This is a genomic window from Mycobacterium sp. IDUB_37, from assembly GCF_055419245.1.
Map to the genome: position 1 here is coordinate 56,056 of NZ_JBVAXG010000014.1, position 17,923 is coordinate 73,978.

Annotated in this window: 16 protein-coding genes and 1 pseudogene; 10 read left to right on the forward strand and 7 right to left on the reverse strand. The window is 67.2% G+C overall.

Features of this window, described 5'->3' with window-relative positions:
- The first annotated feature begins 163 nt into the window (after window positions 1-163).
- Window positions 164-2,869, forward strand: a complete 2,706-nt coding sequence (locus tag ACZY1I_RS30060) for a PE family protein (RefSeq protein ID WP_463761064.1) — start codon at window positions 164-166, stop codon at window positions 2,867-2,869.
- A gap of 82 nt (window positions 2,870-2,951) precedes the next feature.
- Entirely contained in the window at window positions 2,952-3,245 is a 294-nt protein-coding gene (locus tag ACZY1I_RS30065; protein WP_463761065.1) for a hypothetical protein, read from the forward strand.
- 148 nt (window positions 3,246-3,393) lie between these two features.
- Here ACZY1I_RS30065 and ACZY1I_RS30070 read toward each other — a convergent pair whose 3' ends face one another.
- Window positions 3,394-4,815: an adenylate/guanylate cyclase domain-containing protein gene (locus tag ACZY1I_RS30070; RefSeq protein ID WP_463761066.1), complete on the reverse strand. Its 1,422-nt coding sequence runs from the start codon at window positions 4,813-4,815 to the stop codon at window positions 3,394-3,396.
- A gap of 50 nt (window positions 4,816-4,865) precedes the next feature.
- On the opposite strand from ACZY1I_RS30070, the gene ACZY1I_RS30075 reads away from it, so the two are divergent.
- Genes ACZY1I_RS30075 through ACZY1I_RS30085 form a run of 3 tightly spaced genes read left to right on the forward strand, consistent with a single transcriptional unit; the run spans window position 4,866 to window position 8,664 of the window.
- Entirely contained in the window at window positions 4,866-6,149 is a 1,284-nt protein-coding gene (locus ACZY1I_RS30075) for a competence/damage-inducible protein A (protein WP_463761067.1), read from the forward strand.
- Window positions 6,150-6,184: 35 nt separating this feature from the next.
- Window positions 6,185-7,324, forward strand: coding sequence for an ATP-binding protein (locus ACZY1I_RS30080; protein ID WP_463761068.1), 1,140 nt, complete (start codon window positions 6,185-6,187; stop codon window positions 7,322-7,324).
- Window positions 7,276-8,664 (forward strand): ATP-binding protein, encoded by a 1,389-nt coding sequence (locus ACZY1I_RS30085; RefSeq protein ID WP_463761070.1) that lies wholly within the window; start codon window positions 7,276-7,278, stop codon window positions 8,662-8,664. Before ACZY1I_RS30080 ends, ACZY1I_RS30085 begins: the two co-directional genes overlap by 49 nt.
- On the opposite strand, the gene ACZY1I_RS30090 is transcribed toward ACZY1I_RS30085, so the two are convergent.
- Complete coding sequence (locus ACZY1I_RS30090) at window positions 8,661-9,923, reverse strand: MFS transporter (protein ID WP_463761071.1); 1,263 nt, start codon at window positions 9,921-9,923, stop codon at window positions 8,661-8,663. The genes ACZY1I_RS30085 and ACZY1I_RS30090 overlap by 4 nt on opposite strands.
- 68 nt (window positions 9,924-9,991) lie before the next feature.
- Between ACZY1I_RS30090 and ACZY1I_RS30095 the strand changes: the two genes are divergently transcribed.
- The 3 genes and pseudogenes from ACZY1I_RS30095 to ACZY1I_RS30105 all read left to right on the forward strand — a co-directional run bounded on the left by ACZY1I_RS30095 (window position 9,992) and on the right by ACZY1I_RS30105 (window position 11,881).
- A complete protein-coding gene (locus ACZY1I_RS30095; RefSeq protein ID WP_463761072.1) occupies window positions 9,992-11,071 on the forward strand; it encodes an amidohydrolase family protein in 1,080 nt (359 codons plus the stop codon).
- Window positions 11,072-11,106: 35 nt separating this feature from the next.
- Window positions 11,107-11,214: pseudogene (locus tag ACZY1I_RS30100) on the forward strand (phage holin family protein); the annotation flags it as partial.
- A 244-nt stretch (window positions 11,215-11,458) separates the two neighbouring features.
- A complete protein-coding gene (locus ACZY1I_RS30105; protein ID WP_463761073.1) occupies window positions 11,459-11,881 on the forward strand; it encodes an anti-sigma factor antagonist in 423 nt (140 codons plus the stop codon).
- A gap of 8 nt (window positions 11,882-11,889) precedes the next feature.
- Here ACZY1I_RS30105 and ACZY1I_RS30110 read toward each other — a convergent pair whose 3' ends face one another.
- From ACZY1I_RS30110 to ACZY1I_RS30125, 4 genes are read right to left on the reverse strand one after another with little or no spacing between them, the layout of a single operon-like run.
- On the reverse strand, window positions 11,890-12,861 hold the full coding sequence (locus tag ACZY1I_RS30110; RefSeq protein WP_463761074.1) for an FAD-dependent oxidoreductase: 972 nt from the start codon (window positions 12,859-12,861) through the stop codon (window positions 11,890-11,892).
- Window positions 12,862-12,887: 26 nt separating this feature from the next.
- On the reverse strand, window positions 12,888-13,430 hold the full coding sequence (locus ACZY1I_RS30115) for a hypothetical protein (protein WP_463761075.1): 543 nt from the start codon (window positions 13,428-13,430) through the stop codon (window positions 12,888-12,890).
- A gap of 37 nt (window positions 13,431-13,467) precedes the next feature.
- Window positions 13,468-13,962 carry an SRPBCC family protein gene (locus ACZY1I_RS30120; protein WP_463761076.1) on the reverse strand — a complete coding sequence of 165 codons (495 nt, stop codon included), beginning with the start codon at window positions 13,960-13,962 and terminating at the stop codon, window positions 13,468-13,470.
- Window positions 13,962-14,591 (reverse strand): nitroreductase family protein, encoded by a 630-nt coding sequence (locus ACZY1I_RS30125; RefSeq protein ID WP_463761077.1) that lies wholly within the window; start codon window positions 14,589-14,591, stop codon window positions 13,962-13,964. Before ACZY1I_RS30125 ends, ACZY1I_RS30120 begins: the two co-directional genes overlap by 1 nt.
- 211 nt (window positions 14,592-14,802) lie before the next feature.
- Between ACZY1I_RS30125 and ACZY1I_RS30130 the strand changes: the two genes are divergently transcribed.
- On the forward strand, window positions 14,803-15,492 hold the full coding sequence (locus tag ACZY1I_RS30130) for a hypothetical protein (protein WP_463761243.1): 690 nt from the start codon (window positions 14,803-14,805) through the stop codon (window positions 15,490-15,492).
- A gap of 12 nt (window positions 15,493-15,504) precedes the next feature.
- A complete protein-coding gene (locus tag ACZY1I_RS30135) occupies window positions 15,505-16,953 on the forward strand; it encodes a class I adenylate-forming enzyme family protein (protein ID WP_463761078.1) in 1,449 nt (482 codons plus the stop codon).
- Here ACZY1I_RS30135 and ACZY1I_RS30140 read toward each other — a convergent pair.
- Window positions 16,920-17,921, reverse strand: coding sequence for an NAD(P)H-dependent flavin oxidoreductase (locus ACZY1I_RS30140; protein WP_463761245.1), 1,002 nt, complete (start codon window positions 17,919-17,921; stop codon window positions 16,920-16,922). The two genes, ACZY1I_RS30135 and ACZY1I_RS30140, sit on opposite strands and share 34 nt — an antisense overlap.
- Window positions 17,922-17,923 lie beyond the last annotated feature (2 nt).

A 17,923-nucleotide genomic window follows, 5' to 3' on the forward strand; every position in this document is an offset into this window, starting at 1 on the left:
AGGTATCCGGAAGTCCCCTGGAACTCGGGTTATGTCGAGCGCTGAATTCGCAACTCGGCACTGCTCAGAAATATTTGCCCGAACGTAGATCTTTCTCACGGCCAGCGTGATAACGAAGGCGTTGTTCAGTCACGGACATCGACGATGGCCCTGGGAGGCTGCTATGTCGTACTTGACCACAATTCCGGGCTCGTTGGCGTCGGCGGCGGCCAATGTGGCCGGCATTGGAGATTCGCTCAGCGCCGTCAATCGGGCAACGCTGGCGCCGACCACGCAGGTCGTCGCCGCGGCCGGTGACGAAATATCGACTGCCGTCGCAACGTTGTTTTCCAGCCATGCCCAGGAGTACCAGGCAACGGGGACTCGGGCTGCGGTATTTCACGCGGAGTTCGTGCGCGCCCTGACCGGCGCAGGCGGCACGTACGGATTCGCCGAGGCAGCCAACGCTTCGCCGCTGCAAGCAATCGAGGAGCAGATCCTGGGCGTTATCAACGCGCCCACCCAGCTGGTGCTGGGTCGCCCACTGGTCGGAAACGGCACCAACGGTGCTGCGGGCACCGGGGCGAACGGCGGAGCGGGCGGACTCCTGTGGGGCAATGGCGGCAATGGCGGGTCCGGCGCGGCAGGGCAGGCCGGTGGCCGCGGCGGCGACGCCGGGCTGATCGGCAACGGCGGAGCCGGCGGCGTCGGTGGTGCGGGCGCGGTGGGCGCCGTCGGTCAAGTGGGTGCGGCGGGGCTGACCGGCGGCGTCGGTGGCATGGGCGCCACCGGGGGCGCAGGCGGTGCCGGAGGAAACGGCGGGCTGCTGCAAGGCAGCGGCGGCGCCGGCGGGCAAGGCGGCATCGGTGGGGTCGGCGGTAGAGGCGGCACCGGCGTTGACGGTGTGGCCGGCGTCGCCGGTGTCAACAATGGAGCGGGGGGCGACGCGGGCAGCGGCGGTATCGGCGGCACGGGCGGTGATGGCGGTAGAGGCGGGGCAGGCGGCAAGGGCTCGATGTTCGGCGGCCAGGCCGGCGCGAATGGCAACGGCGGCAATGGTGGAGTCGGCGGTGCGGCCGGGCTGGCCGGGACCGGCGGGGCGGGCGCTAGCGGAAACCTGCTCAACCCCAATGGCGGCAGTGGCGGCCACGGCAGTGACCCAGGGACCGCGGGCGGCAGCGGCGGCAGCGGTGGGGCTGCGGGCGGTATAGGCGCCTCCCCCGGCCTGAACGGCACCACCGGCACTGTGGCGACCACTGGCGGAGATGGGGGCGCCGGCGGGGCCGGCCTCAACGCCAACAATCCGATCAATGCCGCGCCTTTTGGTACGAGCGGTGGCAATGGCGGAAACGGTGGTGCCGGCGGCAAATTCGGCAGCGGCGGCGCCGGCGGCATTGGTGGTGATGGCGCCCCTGGCACCTTCGGCACCACCGTGGGTCCGAACGGCACCGACGGCGGCGCGGGTGGCGCTGGTGGCGCGGGTGGCAACGGCGGCGCGGGCGGCTCGACCTCTGGAAACGGCGGTAACGGCGGGATCGCCGGGGCCGGCGGTATCGGCGGTACCGGCGGCAATGGCACCGACGGCGTCGCCGGTGAGGGAGGCGTCAATAACGGCGACGGCGGCAACGGCGGCAACGCCGGTAGTGGCGGCACCGGCGGCAGTGGCGGAGCAGGCGGCCTCGGCGGCAAGGCGACGAACGGAACGGCGGGCCTGGACCGCGCCGGCGGAACGGGCGGCACCGGCGGCGCCGGCGGGGTGGCCGGCAATGGGGGCTCCGGCGCGAACTGGGTTCCCGGCGCTGACGGCGGCAAAGGCGGTGCGGGCGGCAACGCCGGCAATGGAGGCAACGGCGGGTCCGGCGGGAATGGCGCAGGTTCGGCCAACGGCGGAGCCGGCGGCACCGGCGGCAACGCCAGCTCCGGCGGTAACAGTGGCGGCGGCGGCTACGCGTTGACCGGTTTCGACGGCGGGGACAGCGGTGCCGGCGGCAACGGCGCCAACGGTGGCAATGGCGGGGTCGGCGGCAACGCCCTCGGTTCGGGCAACGGCGGCGATGGTGGCTCGGCCGGTAAGGCCAGCGATGGCAGGCACGGTCAGCTCGGCGGCCAGCCCGGCGGCACCGGCGATACCGGTGGTAAAGGCGGAAACGGTGGGGACGGCGGTGATGGCGGAAACGGGGGCGCCGGCGGTAATGCCCTGGGGTCAGGCCGCGGCGGGAATGGCGGCAACGCGAGCATGGCCGGGGCCGGCGGCTTCGGCGGCTATGGGCAGGCAGGAGAGGGCGCCAGCAACGGCGGGAACGGCGGTGACGGAGGAGACGGCGGCAACGGCGGCACTGGCGGGGCCGGCGGCAATTCGGTCGCCGGGGTCGGGGGCAATGGCGGAATCGGCGGGTCTGCCGGCCAAGGACTGGCTGGCGGTGACGGTGCCGCCGGCGGCGATGCCAAAGGCACGTACGGCGGAAACGGCGGCGACGGCGGCGACGGTGGAACCGCAGGCATCGCCGGAGTCGGCGGCGCTGGCGGCACCGGCGTTTTCGGCGGGGACGGCGGTCGCGGCGGCAACGGCGCTTCGGGTGGCGGCGGCGGCGCGGGTGGCAACGGGGGCGACGCGCCGTCGCTTCTTCAGTTCAGCGGCAACGGCGGCAATGGGGGCGACGGCACCAACGGCACCAACGGCGGGGCCGGCGGCGACGGAGGCAACTACACATCACCCAGCGGTGGCCCCGGGGGCGGGAACGGTGGCGGCGGCGCCGGCGACAACGGCTCAGGTGGCCAGGGTGGCAACGCAGGGTCCGGCCCCTTCCCCGGCACCGGCGGCAGCAGCGGCACTGGCGGCTCTGCCATCACCCAGCCTGGCGAAAATGGAAAGCAGGGCCAACTGATCTGACCAGGGGCGTCGATAGCTCAGTCGTCCCCTCGCGTAGCGTGAGGCGAATCGAACTGAACGGCTTACAAGAAGGCGGAACCCTATGACCGACGATCCGAACAGCAACGGGAGCCAGGCCGGTCAAGGCGGTCGCGGCGGCGCTGGTGGCGCAGGTGGCGCAGGCGGTGCCGGTGGCGCAGGTGGCGCTGGTGGCAGAGGTGGCGATGGCGGCCGGGGCGGCGACGGCGGCTCCGGTGGCCCCGGCGGTCAGCCAGGGCAGGGCGGTCAGCCCGGCCAGGGTGGTCAGCCAGGCCAAGGTGGCCCCGGCGGTCAGCCCGGACAAGCCGGCCAAGCGGGCCAAGCCGGGCAACCGGGTGAGCCCGGCCAACCTGGCTAGCCCAGCTAACCCGGCAGCGCTGCCCGGTCGCATCCGGGTCAGGAAATGGCGGCGCGGGCGGCGTCGCCGGCTTTGCCTCAAGTGGCGGCAACGGCGGCGACGGGGCCAATAACCCCGGACTACTAGGTGGCACTGGTGGCAGTGGTGGTCACGGTGGCAGCAGCGGCAGCGGCAGCGGCGGCGACGGCGGCACCGCGTTCGGATCCGGGAAGAGGGTCACTGCTTTGCGCTCGAGCGCGTAGAGCCGCCACGGCTCCGGGACGCCTTTGAGGTCGTGCTCGCCGCGCGCTCTGAACTTGTGTCGCGAACCCGTGACGATGTCACGGACCGTCGAGGACACCAGCACTTCGCTGGCACCCGCCAGCGCTGAGACGCGCGCCGCGATGTGCACGGCCAGGCCGGCCACATCGAGTCCTCGCACCTCGACTTCGCCGGCGTGTATGCCGACCCGAACCTCGATACCGAGCAAACCGACGGCGTCGACGATGGCGTCGGCGCAAGCGATCGCGGCACTCGGGCTGTTGAAGGTCGCGACGAATCCGTCGCCGGCGGTATTAACTTCGCGCCCGCCGAATCGCTGAATTTCGTGGCGGACGAGGTGGTCGTGATTGTCGAGCAGATCGCGCCAGCGGTCGTCACCGAGCTCGGCTGCACGCCGGGTTGAGCCGACGATGTCGGTGAACACGATCGTGGTGAGCACCCGCTCGGCTTCGGCGCCGCCGCGGACGCCGGTGACGAACTCCTCGATCTCGTCGAACATAGCTGCGGAGTCGCCGACCCAGTAGAGGATGTCGGCACCCGGCAGCTCGATAAAGCGGGACCCCGCGATGCGCTCAGAAATGTAGCGGCCATGCTCGACGGGAATGAAGACCGCATCGACGCGGTGCAGGACCAGCGTGGGCGCGCTGATGCGCGCCAAGGCATCTCGCACATCAGCCTCGGACAGCGCCTGTGCCACGGCGCGGGCCATGCTCGGCGGTCCGGCCCGGTTGCCGGCCAGATCCCACCATCCGCGAAACGCATCGTCGCCGGCAACCGAGGGCGCGACGATGCCGAGCACGTCGAATCCCTGCTCGACGGCGTCATGCTCCAAAGCCACTGTCAGATAGGGGTTCAACAGCTGAAGGTCGGCGCCGATCGGATAGTCGGGTGCCCATAACGCGCGCGCCGTGCCGTTGGTGACGACCAGGCTCCGGACCCGTTCGGGGTAGTCGGCAGCGAGCTCGATTCCGGTCATCGCGTGAAAATTCGGCGCGAATACCGTGACCTGCTCGGACCCGACCGCATCCAGCACAGCGATCGCGTCCTCGGCCCAGAATTTTGGTCCCAGCATCTCCAGGGTGGGCGCCCGCGAGGACAGACCGACGCCGCGCAGGTCGAACCTGATCACCCGGGCGAACGAGGCCAGCCGCCGGTGGAACCGGTACAACGACGGCTCGTCATCGATCGAGTCGATCGGCACGAATGGTCCTGGCAGCACCAGGAGATCGGTCGGACCGTCACCCAGCACCTGATAGGCGATGTCGATGTCGCCGCATTTGGCATAACGGGTACGCGGAGCCTGCACCACGGGCTCAGGCTAGTCCCCGGTCACCAACATCGATGGCTAGGCTCAGTACGGTGAGCGCACGCGCGGGCATCGTGGTCACCGGCACCGAGGTTCTGACCGGGCGGGTTCAGGACCGAAACGGTCCCTGGATCGCCGATCAACTCCTGGAACTGGGTGTCGAGCTGGCACACATAACCATCTGCGGTGACCGCCCCGACGACATCGAGGCGCAGCTGCGCTTCATGGCCGACCAGGGCGTCGATCTGATCATCACCAGCGGCGGCCTCGGCCCCACGGCCGACGACATGACGACCGAAGTGGTGGCCCGTTTCTGCGGCCGCGACCTGGTGCTCGACGACGATCTCGAGAACAGGATCGCCGAGATCCTCAAATCCCTGATGGCGCGTAACCCCGCGTTCGCCTCGCTCCTGGAACCGGGGAACTTCGAGTCGGTGCGCACCGCCAACCGCAAGCAGGCCATGATCCCGGTCGGTTCCGAGATCCTCGATCCGGTGGGCACCGCGCCGGGTGTGGTGGTGCCGGGCAAGCCGGCGGTGCTGGTCCTGCCGGGGCCGCCGCGCGAACTGCAGCCGATGTGGCGCAAAGCCGTCGCGACAGCCGGAGTGCAGCAGGCAATCGCCGGCCGAACCGTGTACCGGCAGGACATGATCCGTATGTTCGGGTTGCCCGAGTCGGGGCTGGCGGACACCTTGCGCGACGCCGAAACGGCCATACCCGGGTTCGCCGCGCTGGAGATCACCACCTGCCTGCGGCGCGGGGAACTGGAAATCGTCACCCGCTACGAACCCGATTCGGCGGATGTCTACGCACAACTGACTCAGCTGCTGCGCGATCGGCACGGCGAAAAGGTTTTTTCTGAAGATGGTTCGCAGGTCGACGATCTGGTCGCACGGCTGCTTGCGGGCCGGCTGATCGCCACTGCGGAATCCTGCACCGCGGGACTACTGGCGGCGCGGCTGACGGAACGGCCTGGATCTTCGGATTACGTGGCGGGTGGCGTGGTGTCCTACTCCAACGAGGCGAAGGTAGAGCTTCTCGGTGTCGACGCGACCCTGATCGAGGCGCACGGCGCGGTCTCCGAACCGGTCGCCGAGGCGATGGCGGCCGGCGCACTGAAACGCTTCGGCGCCGACACCGCGGTCGCCATCACCGGTATCGCCGGTCCTGGCGGGGGAACGGACGAAAAGCCGGTTGGCACAGTGTGTTTGACCGTAGCGCTGGCGGACGGTCAGACCGCCACCCGCACCCTGCGACTGCCCGGAAACCGGTCCGACGTTCGGGAGCGCTCGACGACGGTTGCGATGCACATGCTGCTGCGCACCCTGAGCAGTTAGCTCACCTCGGCCGCAAGTTGTGGCATTCTGCCTGAGTGTCCGCTGGTCAGGCGATTGCACCTTCGGGAGTGGTCACGTTTCTCTTCACCGACGTGGAAGGTTCAACCCGTCAGTGGGAAGCCGACCCCGCCGGGATGAGGGCGGCGCTGGCCGCACATGACGATGTGTTGCGCGCGGCCATCGAAACCCACGGCGGCTGGCTGTTCAAACACACCGGCGATGGTGTTGTCGCGGCGTTCGATTCGCCGCGCTCGGCGGTCGATGCGGCCGTGGCAGCCCAGCGCGAGCTGGCGTTACCGGTGCGGATGGGGCTGGCGACCGGGGAAGCCGAGGTCAGGGGCGCCGACTACTTCGGGCCCGTGCTCAACCGGGCCGCGCGAGTGATGGCCGCCGGTCACGGTGGCCAGATTCTGCTGGCCGATTCCACGGCGGTACTGCTGAGCGGGGTTGATCTGCTCGATCTAGGGCCGCGGCGGTTGCGGGATCTGCCGACGGCGGTCGGAATCTTTCAGGTGCGCACGCCCGATCTACGCATCGACTTTCCGCCGTTGCGGACTCTGGACAAGAGCCCCGGAAATCTGCGGCCCGCGCCCAGCAGCTTCATTGGACGCGAGTCCGAACTCGACGCGGTGGCACTAGAACTGGGAGCGCATCGGCTTGTCACGCTCACCGGGGTGGGCGGGGTCGGCAAAACTCGCCTGGCCACCGAAGTCGCGGCCCGCAAGGCCGACGAATTCCCGGACGGTGTCTGGTTTTTCGAACTTGCTCCGGTCGGTGACCCGGCAGCGGTTCCCGACGCGATCGCCGCAGTGCTCGGCATCACGCAACAACCCGGCATGAGCGTCAGCGAGTCGGTCGCCACGGCGCTCGATGGAAGAGTTCGATTGCTGGTGATCGACAATTGCGAGCACGTGCTCGGCGCGGCAGCCGATCTGATCGAGGCCATCTTGTCGTGTGCGCCGACGGTGAAGATCCTGGCCACTAGCCGCGAAGGCCTCCGCGTCGCCGACGAGCAGCTGTGGCCGGTGCCGTCACTCGACGTCAGCGCGGGCATCGACTCGGCCGCGGCGGCGCTGTTCCTCGAACGTGCGCGCACCGTCGGCCTAGGGGGACCCTGCGCCACGCGGTGGCCTGGTCCTACGACCTGCTCGACGACGCCGAGAAACAACTGCTGAACCGCTGCTCGGTATTCGCGGGTGGATTCGACCTGCAAAGCGCCTGCGCTGTAACGGGATCCGCTGGCCCCGACGAATACTCAGTGCTCGATCTGCTGGATGCCCTGGTACGCAAGTCGCTGTTGATCGCTGACCGGTCGACCGGACAGACGCGATTCTCGATGCTGGAGACCATCCGCCAATTCGCCGAAGAGCGACTGGCCGCCAGCGGCGCCGCTGACGACGCCCGCACGGCACACGGCAGACACTTCGCCGAGCGCGCAAGCGACATGCTCGCGCGGTGGGATGGGCCGCGACAGCGCGAGTCCTACACCTGGTTCACCAACGAATTCGCCAACCTCCGCGCGGCATTCCGGTGGTCCGCCGACCAAGGCGACTTAGACAGTGCGGCGACGCTCGCGACACACGCCGCCACCCTAGGAGTCTGGCTCGAACAGTATGAGCCGGTCGCCTGGGCCGAGGAGCTGATCGAACCGGCGCGCGCGGTAAGTAATCGGCGGCTCCTGCAGCTCTATGCGGTGGCCGCGCAGTGCTACGCCGCAGGGCGGGCTGACGACGCTTTCGACTATCTGGAAGCCAGTCAAAGGCTCACGGGCAGTGCAGATTACGACTCGGATCTGTTCGAGAGCCAAACCGCGGGCGGCGTCGCCTATACGACGTCGGGTCGACCCGATCGTTGGGTCGAGGTGTGCCGCGAGGCGCTCGCGCGAGAGCCCGGCCCACGCGCGATAACCCGCGCATGTCTGGTTCTGGCGCTCAATTTCCTGGGGGACGTCGACAGTTTGGAGGCGGCTTCGCGGGGCCTACTTGAGGCGGCCGCGGCCACCACCAATCCCACTGTGGCCTGTTTTGCACATTTCGGGCATGGAATTGGTCACTTCTACAGTGATCCGCCCGTCTTCTACGACTCCGCGCGCCGGGCCCTGGCGATCGCGCAAGACTGCGGGAACCGGCAGATGGAGGCGGCGATCGCGGTCATGCTGGCATTGGGGGCATCGACGCGCGACAACCCCGGTGACTCCCTCGACGACCTGGCGCTGGCGATTCGTCACTATTACGACGCCGGTAGTAGCTCCCTGATGCACAACCCACTGGCGATCCTCACCGGGATGTTCGACCAACTCGGACACTACGAACAGGCTGCCACCATCAGCGGATTCGTTACATCCCCGATGGCGCTGGCCGGATACCCCCAACTCGAGGCTGTGGTCGCCCACCTTCGCGCGACTCTCGGCGACGACGTCTACGAATCGTGCGCCCGTGCCGGAGCAACAATGACGACCGCCGCCATCGCGAACTACGCGCTGGCCAACATCGAGCGCGCGCGGACCACTGGCTAAGTCACTTTGGTTGGGAGAAAGGCTGTTTCGCTGGTGCCGAAACGAATTCCGGTGGCGTCCTTGCCGATAAACGTCAGCAACGCGACGGCGAGCAACACCGGCACGATGGTGGCAGTCAACGCAAAGGGATAGCCGTGGGATTCCGCCAATCGCTCCTGGATAGGTAGGTTGAACGCCGCCAGCAGATTGCCCAACTGGTAGGTGACACCCGGGTAGAGACCGCGGATGGAGTCCGGCGACAACTCGGTCAGGTGCGCGGGTATCACACCCCAGGCGCCTTGCACGCAGACCTGCATCAGGAACGCGCCAAGGCACAGGAACGCTGCGGTGCGCGAGTAGGCGAACAGGGGCACGATGGGCAGTCCCAGCAGCGCGCAGAAGATCACCGTGTACCGGCGGCTGATCCGCTGCGACAGCGTGCCGAAGAACAGCCCACCGCAGATCGCGCCGATGTTGTAGATGATCACGATCCACTTGACCGTCACGCTGGACAGGCCCGCGCCATGATTGGCCGTCGCGCCCAGGAAGGTCGGGTAGACGTCCTGGGTGCCGTGGCTCATCCAGTTGAACGCGGTCATCAGTAAGACCAGGTAGATGAACCGGCGCACGATCGCCCCGTCGCGTAGGACATCACGAACTTTGGTGTTGGTCAGCTTCATCTTGTCCTGGGTGGCTTCCCACACCTCCGATTCCTCCACTCGGTACCGGATGACCAGGCTGATCAGCGCCGGGATCACGCTCAGCGCGAACAACCAGCGCCAAGACAGCCCCAGCATGTTCATCACGACCAGCGATCCCACGCTGGCCAGCAGATAGCCGAACGCGTAGCCCTCCTGCAGCAGACCGGAGAAGAAGCCCCGCCGCTCGGACGGAACCTTCTCCATGGCCAGCGCCGCGCCCAGCCCCCATTCGCCACCCATCCCGATGCCGTACAGCAGTCGCAGGATCACCAGCACGGTGAAGTTGGGCGCGAACGCACACAGGAAACCGACCACCGAGTAGAAGGCCACATCGACCATCAGCGGCAGCCTCCGGCCGACCCGGTCGGCCCACAGTCCGAACAGCAGCGCCCCCACCGGGCGCATCACCAGCGTCGCGGTGGTGACGAACGCGACTTCGGTCTTGCTGCGGTGGAACGTCTCGGCGATATCGGCGTAGACCAGCACCACGATGAAGTAGTCGAAGGCATCCATCGTCCAGCCCAGAAACGCGGCAATGAACGAGTTGCGCTGGTCGCTGGTCAACTTCTGTCGAGTCACGAGAGCATCGTGCAATACCCGCCCCGTTACCGCGAGTCCGACGCACTGCACGAGTAGGTTCCCGGTATATGCGGATCATCGATGCTGATGGACACGTCGCCGAAAACCCGACCCTGGCGATCGAAGCGCTCAAGCGCTGGCCCGAGCACATACGCGTCAGCGCCGGCGAGCGACCGCGGTTGGTGATCGAAGGCCGCAACTATCCCGAAGACCAGGGCCCGGGCGCGGGCTGTCCGGTCGAGCACGGCCTCACCAACGCGCCCGGCCTCAACTCCGCAACGACCGCGGGAGTACTGGGCGACGCGGACCGCGACCAACTGGACACGATGGTGCTCTATCCAAGCCTCGGGCTGTGCGTGCCGTCTCTCGAGGATCCAGCGTTCGCAGCGGGATTCGCACGCCTCTACAACCAGTGGATCGCCGATTTCTGTGCGCCTTCGGAAGGGCGGCTCCGCGGTGTCGCCGTGACCCCGATCGAACACGGGCAGGTCGCCATCGACATCATGGGCGAGGCAAAGAAATTGGGCCTGGTAGCAACGTTAGTCCCGCCCGCACTGAAGACCCGGAATCTGGACCACCCCGATCTCGACCCGTTCTACGCCGCCGCGGTCGAGTTGGACATGCCGCTCGGCATCCACGGCGCACCCGGCGTCCATCTACCGAAGATCGGTGTGGACCGGTTCACCAACTACATCCAGGTGCACTGCATCAGTTTCCCGTTCGACCAGATGACGGCGATGACGGCGTTGGTCTCCGGCGGTGTCTTCGACCGCCATCCGCAACTGCGGGTGGCCTTTCTCGAGGCCGGCGCCGGTTGGGTCCCGTTCTTCATCGATCGCCTGCACGAGCACTACGAGAAACGGGGCGACTGGATCGAGCGGGGCTGGCGCCGCGATCCGAACGACTACCTGCGGGCTGGCAATATCTGGGTGACTTGCGAACCCGAAGAGCCGATCCTGCCCGGCGTGATCGACGTCCTCGGCGACGACTTCATCATGTTCGCCAGCGACTATCCGCACTGGGACGGGGAGTGGCCGGAAAGCACCAAACACTTGCGCAACCGGCCCGATATCAGCGAGCAGTCACGCGAGAAGATCGGCGGATTGAACGCGCAGCGTTTCTATGGATTGGTCGCTGCGACGGGCTGACTAGCGCCGCTCATCGAATGGCAGCTTCTCAGCCTATGGTGCCTTTTCTATTGCGCACGGCATTGACCGGTTTCGCGTTGTGGGTGGTCACGTATTTTGTGCACGGCGTGCGGTTCGTGGGCGGCGATCGTGTTGTCGGTCGTGACTTCACCCGCGCTGCCGACGGCGCTATCGTCATAACAGAGCGGGACAATGTAACCAGGAATTTTCCTGTGCAGATCCTATGTTGTCGGCCTTGTTACACATATGCTTACTAAGCCCGGACTTTCGGAGACTGCTTGCTAACTCCGACAAAACATACTCAGTCTCTCGTTACGACGAAGAAACGATTCCATTGTTCCGAAAGCTGGCATCCCACACCACCACAACGACGGGATACTGCAAAAGATGAACACTGTCGCGATCGGATCCCATCGCGGTCTTTCGAGCACGCGGCTGAGTTCGCAAGTTGGTGATCCGAACAGCGGGCTGCGAGCGATCACCGAATGTACCGGTTCGGCAGTGGTCGTCCATGTCGGCGGTGACATCGATGCCAGCAACGAGATCGTCTGGCAGCGTTTGGTGACTCGCAGTGCCGCCATCTCCATTGCGCCCGGCCCGTTTATCATCGATCTTCGCGAGCTGGATTTCCTGGGTTCCTGCGCTTATGCGGTCTTGGCCCAGGAATCGGTGCGATGCCGGCGTCGCGGCGTGAATTTACGCCTGGTCAGCAACCAGCCGATCGTGGCACGCACCATTGCTGCGTGCGGGTTGCGCCGCCTGCTGCCGATGTACACGACGGTCGAGGCCGCTCTGACGCTGCCGAGCTGAAACGGTCGTCAGCCCGAAGCACTCACCAGGCGCGCCACTTCGCGCGCGCATCCCCACGACAGGGTGACCCCGTCACCGCCGTGACCGTAGTTGTGGATGCACAGAGCTCGCCCGAATGCTCCGACGAGCACGTCGGCCTCCACCCGCACCGACGGGCGGTCGGGTCGCAGTCCGGTGATCGTCTCGATGACCGTCGCCTCGCCAAGCCGCGGTTCAACGGCCAGGCAGCGCTGCAAGATTCGGTCGGTCACCGTCGGGTCCGCAGCGGTGTCCCACCTGTCGGGGATGCTGATTCCGCCGCAGACCACCCGCTGCGGATGCGGGAAGATGCAGGTCCATTCCGATCCGCCGGTCAACTGCATGAATAGTTGCGACAGGCCAGGGTTGCTCAGGACGACGTGCTGGCCGAACAGCGGCCGGACCGTGTCATCGCCAGCCAGCTCGCGCGCTCCCAGGCCGGCGCAATTGATCACGATGGGCGCAGCCTCCGCGGCCTCCGCCAACGACCGAACCGGATGCAGGTCGATACCGCTGCCTGCGGCTGTGAGCCGCCGGGTCAGGTAATCGAGATATCGAGGCATGTCCATCAACGGCATGGTGGCGCGAAACCCAGCACGAGAGCCGTCCGGGATCTCAGCGGCATCCGCGGGCTGCAACTCCGGGATCAGATCCACGCCCGGCGGCATCGGTTCACCTTCCGGAAAGTCGCCGACGGACAAGCCCGCCGCCATCCGCACCCCGGTGGTGGGATCGCACGCCAGCCTGCGGAACTCGTGCAGCGATCGCTCGGTCCAGGCCAGTGTCAGTGCGGCCGGTTCCATAGCTCGCGGTCCCCACACCGCACCTGCCACCGCCGATGTGGTCTGACGGGGCATGGCTGCTGTCCACACCCGCACCGGCCATCCGGCTTCAGCCAGGCAGACGGCGGACGTCAGGCCGCTGACGCCGGCGCCGATCACAATGATCTGCCGCTTTGCCATAGCCAGACCCTAACGCGAGTCGGAGCCTAAGGGATGTGCTGTCCGTTGGGAGCAAGCAATCCGTTGAGAATGCCGAGAGTGCCCTGCAATTGAGCTCCGGCTGCGGGTCCCGACATTTCCGGCGGCGGAGCATCAGGTGTCTGCAGCCAGGGCTGGCAACCATCCGTCTTGAACGCCTTGTCGGTCGGCTCGATCTGAACCACCTGCGGCTTCTTGCTCAAGGCATTGTCGATGAGTGCGCCGTCCGGATTGCCCACTCGCTTCCAGTAGCACGTGCCGTTGCCCACAGGTCCCGCGGTGCTGTAGATGCCTGGCGCGAGTTCGGTACCCACTGCGTAGGTGCCGTCGTGGTCAATAGCGGTCTTGGGTGCTCCCGCCGGCGCTCCTGCCGGGGCGGGGACTGCCGACGGCGCGGGAGCCGTGGCCGGGGTCGGGGGCGGGCCTGGCGCGGGACCCGGGGCCGGGTCTGGGTCGGCGGCTGCGGTCCCGATGGCGCCGACCCAGGCGGCGACGATCAGCGCGGCCGCGCCGAAACGCGCCGCCGTGCGTGCGGTTTGCTTAGAGCCCATAAGTAACCAGCTTACCGGGCGATTCAGGTCACCGCCGTCAATCCAGTCGCCGCACCTGGCCGGCATAGCCGAGCGCATGTTGATAGGTGTCGAGGTTGTCGCGAGAGATCCGGGCGTGCACCGGACGCTCCAGCAGGAAACGCAGCACCGGGTTGTAGGCGTGATAGGTCTCGTGGAAGGTCAGCACGGTGGTTCCGTCGGGCTGCTCATCGAGTTCGTGATAGCCCTCGGCCCGCGACCACAGCGGCTTGCCGATAGCCACATAACGGGACAACTTATTGATCGTGGCCTCGGTGACGGTTTCCCAGGATCGCCCCTTGCCGCCGGACAACAGATACTTCGGCACCGGAAAGACGCAGGTACGGACCAAACCTTCGCCCGCCTCGTCGCCCTCGTTGAGGATCTCCATGCTGCCGGTCGGCCACTGCAGAACCCGGGGCCGAGGCGCGTCGGGCGGCACACGAGGATGCAGCACGCGCCACACCTTCGCCGGCGAAGCATCGACATGGAAGCGCACGGTGTAGGTCTGCATCAGCCTTCCCCCCATCCATCCCAGAAGGTGACGGTCTCGGCGGGCGGGCGCACTGCCGGCCGGAAGTCGGTACCGATGGTGTACGCCACCGGGAACAGCGCGGCTTGAGTGACGGTGCTTGGGATACCGAGCAATTCGGCGACCTCGCGCTCCTTGGCCAGGTGCATGGTCGTCCACACCGATCCCAATCCGCGCGAGCGCAACGCGAGTAGAAAGCTCCAGCCGGCCGGGATGATCGAAGCCCAGGCCGATGCCGCCACCAACCGATTGCTGCCGTCGATCGGCTGCAGTAGGCAAGGGATGACATGTACGGGGACCCGGGCAAGGGTCTCGGTCAGGCTTTGCGCGCTGCGGTACACGCGCTGGGTCTGCGGATCGGTGGCGGCGGCTGCGGCCTGGCCTAGATACTCGGCACCGATGCTGCGGTAGATGTCGGCGATTGCGGCTCGCTTTTCCGGGTCAGTGATCACCAGCCACCGCCAGTCCTGCTCGTTACTGGCCGTGGGAGCCTGCATCGCCAGTTGTATGCACTCCAGAATCACCTCACGGCCAACCGGGCGGGTCAGGTCGAGGCGTTTACGTACCGATCTTGTGGTGCTGAGCAATTCGTCGACCGAAGCGATATCCATGCCGTGTCCATTTCGCCGTGCCCCGAAGGATCGTCCGCGTTCTGAAGTTACCGCGCCGCCGTTCCCCTGCAACCAACTGTTGCCCATACTGGCGCGTGCCTAGTACCCACGTGGACAGGAATGCGTCGTCCCGATTACCGTCCAGGCTGGAAGTGCGGCAAGTGGGCGTTCATCAGGCGACGCCACGTGGGAGGTTCTGGCGTTGCTGTTCATGCACGAGGTACACACGGTGCGCGGCCGCGCCGAGGACGAGTTCGAGGCCGCGTTTCGGGAGGGCTGGATGCCCACGCTCGGCGCCGGCGACGACGCCCGGCTGCTTTGGTACACCAACCAGGCGCAGGGCAGTGGCCCCGCTTACACCGTCATCACCTTGACCGCGGTCCGCGACGGAGCTGCCTGGGAGCGGCTGACCAAGCGGGTTCAGCAGGGTGACCTGCGGGATTGGATGCACCACACTGACGAACTGCGGCACGGGGTCGACGCCAAGCTGATGGTGCCGTTGCCGTGGTCACCGATCCAGGAAGTGTCCTTCGATGAGGTTCCCGTCGATGGACGCGAACACGACATGAGCCTCTACATGGAAGACACCATGTGGCCGTACGAGGACAAGTTCGAGGAGTACATCGTCCGGTGCGGTGAGGTGTATGCGCGCAGTTTGGAGCAGCCGTCCTCGATGCTGAAAATGCACGCCTCATTCCAGCCCGCACTGGGCAGCCACCTGCGTCGCGAAGTGATCCTGATGCAACAGATCAGCCGGCCCGAGGCGCTGCTCGACCTGCTCCGCACACATATCCCAGCCGAATACCGCACGCCGGGGACCTGGCTTCACGACGCGCTGGACCTGCGCGATCAATGGACCAGTCGGCTGCTGCGCACATCGACGTGGTCGCCGCTCTACTGAATTGAGCCACTGGTGAATCTCGGAACGATGGTCGACGAGGCCGCCGCCCGCGACCCGGAGCGCACTGCCCTCGTCATCGACGACCGCAGTGTCAGCTACGGCGAGCTCGGTGCTGCCATCCGGCGGTGCGCCGGCGGCCTGGCCGCCAACGGGGTGGTGGCCGGCGACCGCGTCGCCATCGTCGATGTCGCAAGCCTGGTATCGATTGCCGCGCTGCTCGCAGCCGCACGGCTCGATGCGACCGCGGCACTGATGAACCCTGCGCTGACGCCGGGGGAGTTGCGGGCGCTGTTGGACAACGCCGGGTGCTGCAGCGTCACCGTGGCGGGGGACACGTGTGTCAGCAAACTTCGCGAAGCGCAGGCGCCGATAGTGCTGACCGCCGCGGACCTCGTCGCCGAGGACCGACCGCTCTCGCTCGACCCAGCTGCCGACGACGGCGACGGTTCGACCGCGATGGTCCTGTTCACCAGCGGCACCACCGGGCTGCCGAAAACGGTCACCATCGGCACCCGGCAGCTCGACATGCGGCTGGGCAGAACATCCCTCCCGTTCTCGCCGGACCGGGCACCCACGGTGGTGATGATGTGCGTCCCGTACTTCCACGTCGGGGGATCGCTCGGCCTGCTCGGCAGCCTGTACTCAGGGAACACCCTGGTGGTGCAGCGGCCGTTCCACGCCGGCGAGTGGTTGCGACTGGTGTCGCAGTACCGCGTCAGTGGCATGTTCCTGGTTCCGACCATGCTGCACCGGATTCTGGAGCATCCCGACTTCGCCGACACCGACTTGTCCTGCCTGGTCGCTCTCACCTACGGCGCCGCGGCCACGCCAACCACGTTGCAGCGCAAAGCGATGGCCGCGCTGCCACATGTGGCTTTTACCAACGTTTTTGGCCAGACCGAGACCCTCGGGACGTACGCCAACCTGCTGCCTGAGGATCATCACGACCCGGCCCGGGCGGGATCGGTCGGCCGACCGCTACCGGGGGTTGAGGTGCGCATAGTGGACCCGAGCACCGGCGCCGACGTGGAGGACGGAGCAGTGGGCGAGTTGTGGGTCAACTCCCCGGTCAACACGGTGGCGGGGTGGCTCCGCACCGGCGATCTGGGCCGCCGCGACGCCGATGGCTACCTGTATCCGACCGGCCGGCTGCGCGACACCATCAACCGGGGCGGGGAGAAGTTCGGCCCGATCGAGGTGGAAGAGGCGGTGCGTTCCCACCCCGCGGTCGACGACGTCGCGGTGGCCGGAGTGGCCGACGACGAACTGGGCCAGCGGGTCGGGGTCGCGGTCGTCACCCGGGCACCGGTCACGCTCGAAGAGTTGCGTTCGCATTGCCGAAGCACCATCGCTTACTTCAAACTGCCCGAGCGGCTGGCCGTCGTCGACGATATTCCGTACAACGCGACCGGCAAGGTCGACCGAATTCAGCTCGCCGCGCTGATACTCGCTGGTTCCTGAATTTTATTGTCTCGGTTCAGGATTCGTGCCGCATCAGCAATCATCTCGGCCACGATCTCGGCAGCCGGGCGGACGTTGCGGACGATGCCGACCGCCTCGCCGACAATCGCGGCGTCGACATCGAAGTCCTCTTCGGCGACCCCCTGCCGGTAGGCGCTCACCACTTCCGGCAGCTGCGCCAGCAGTTCAGCCTCGTTGCCGTGCCACCGCTGGATCAGCGCGTTCCGCACCACCCGCAGGTCATATTCTTTCGGCCAATCCCGTTGTCGCACAATGTCGTATATCTGCGTTCGGATGGTGTCGTCACCACCGGCCTGCACAGCCCGCTGCTGGGCACGTGCGGACACCAGAGCCTCCGAAGCTGCCCAGAACCTAGTTCCGACGAGCGCGCCGTCGGCCCCCAACGCCAGCGTCGCTGCCAGACCACGGCCGTCGGCGATACCGCCCGCGGCCACCACCAACGTGTCAGCCGAGTGCGCGGCCACAAGATCGACGACCTCGGGCACCAGCGTGAAGCTCGACCTGACGCTCATTCCGTGCCCGCCGGCCTCGCTGCCCTGCGCGACGATGATGTCCGCACCGGAGTCCAGCACCCGTCGCGCCTGTTCGAGGGTCTGCACCTGCGCGATCAGCGGAACGCCCGCCGCGCGGATTCGGTCGGCGAACGGCTCGAGGTCGCCGAAGGACAACATGACTGCCGGCGGTTGCTGCGTCAGGACCGTGTCGAGCAGTCCCGGATTGCGAGCCAGACTCCAGGTGATGAACCCGTACCCGACGCGCGCGCCTGCGCTCAGATCGATCTGCGATTGCAGCCACGTCGCGTCGCCGTAGCCTGCACCGACCAGACCCAGGCCGCCCGCGACAGTCACGGCCGTCGCGAGCCGACCACCCGACACCATCGCCATCGGCGCCAGCAGGATCGGATGCTCGATGCCGAGGTACTCGGTGAGGCGGGTGTTCAGCGCCATGG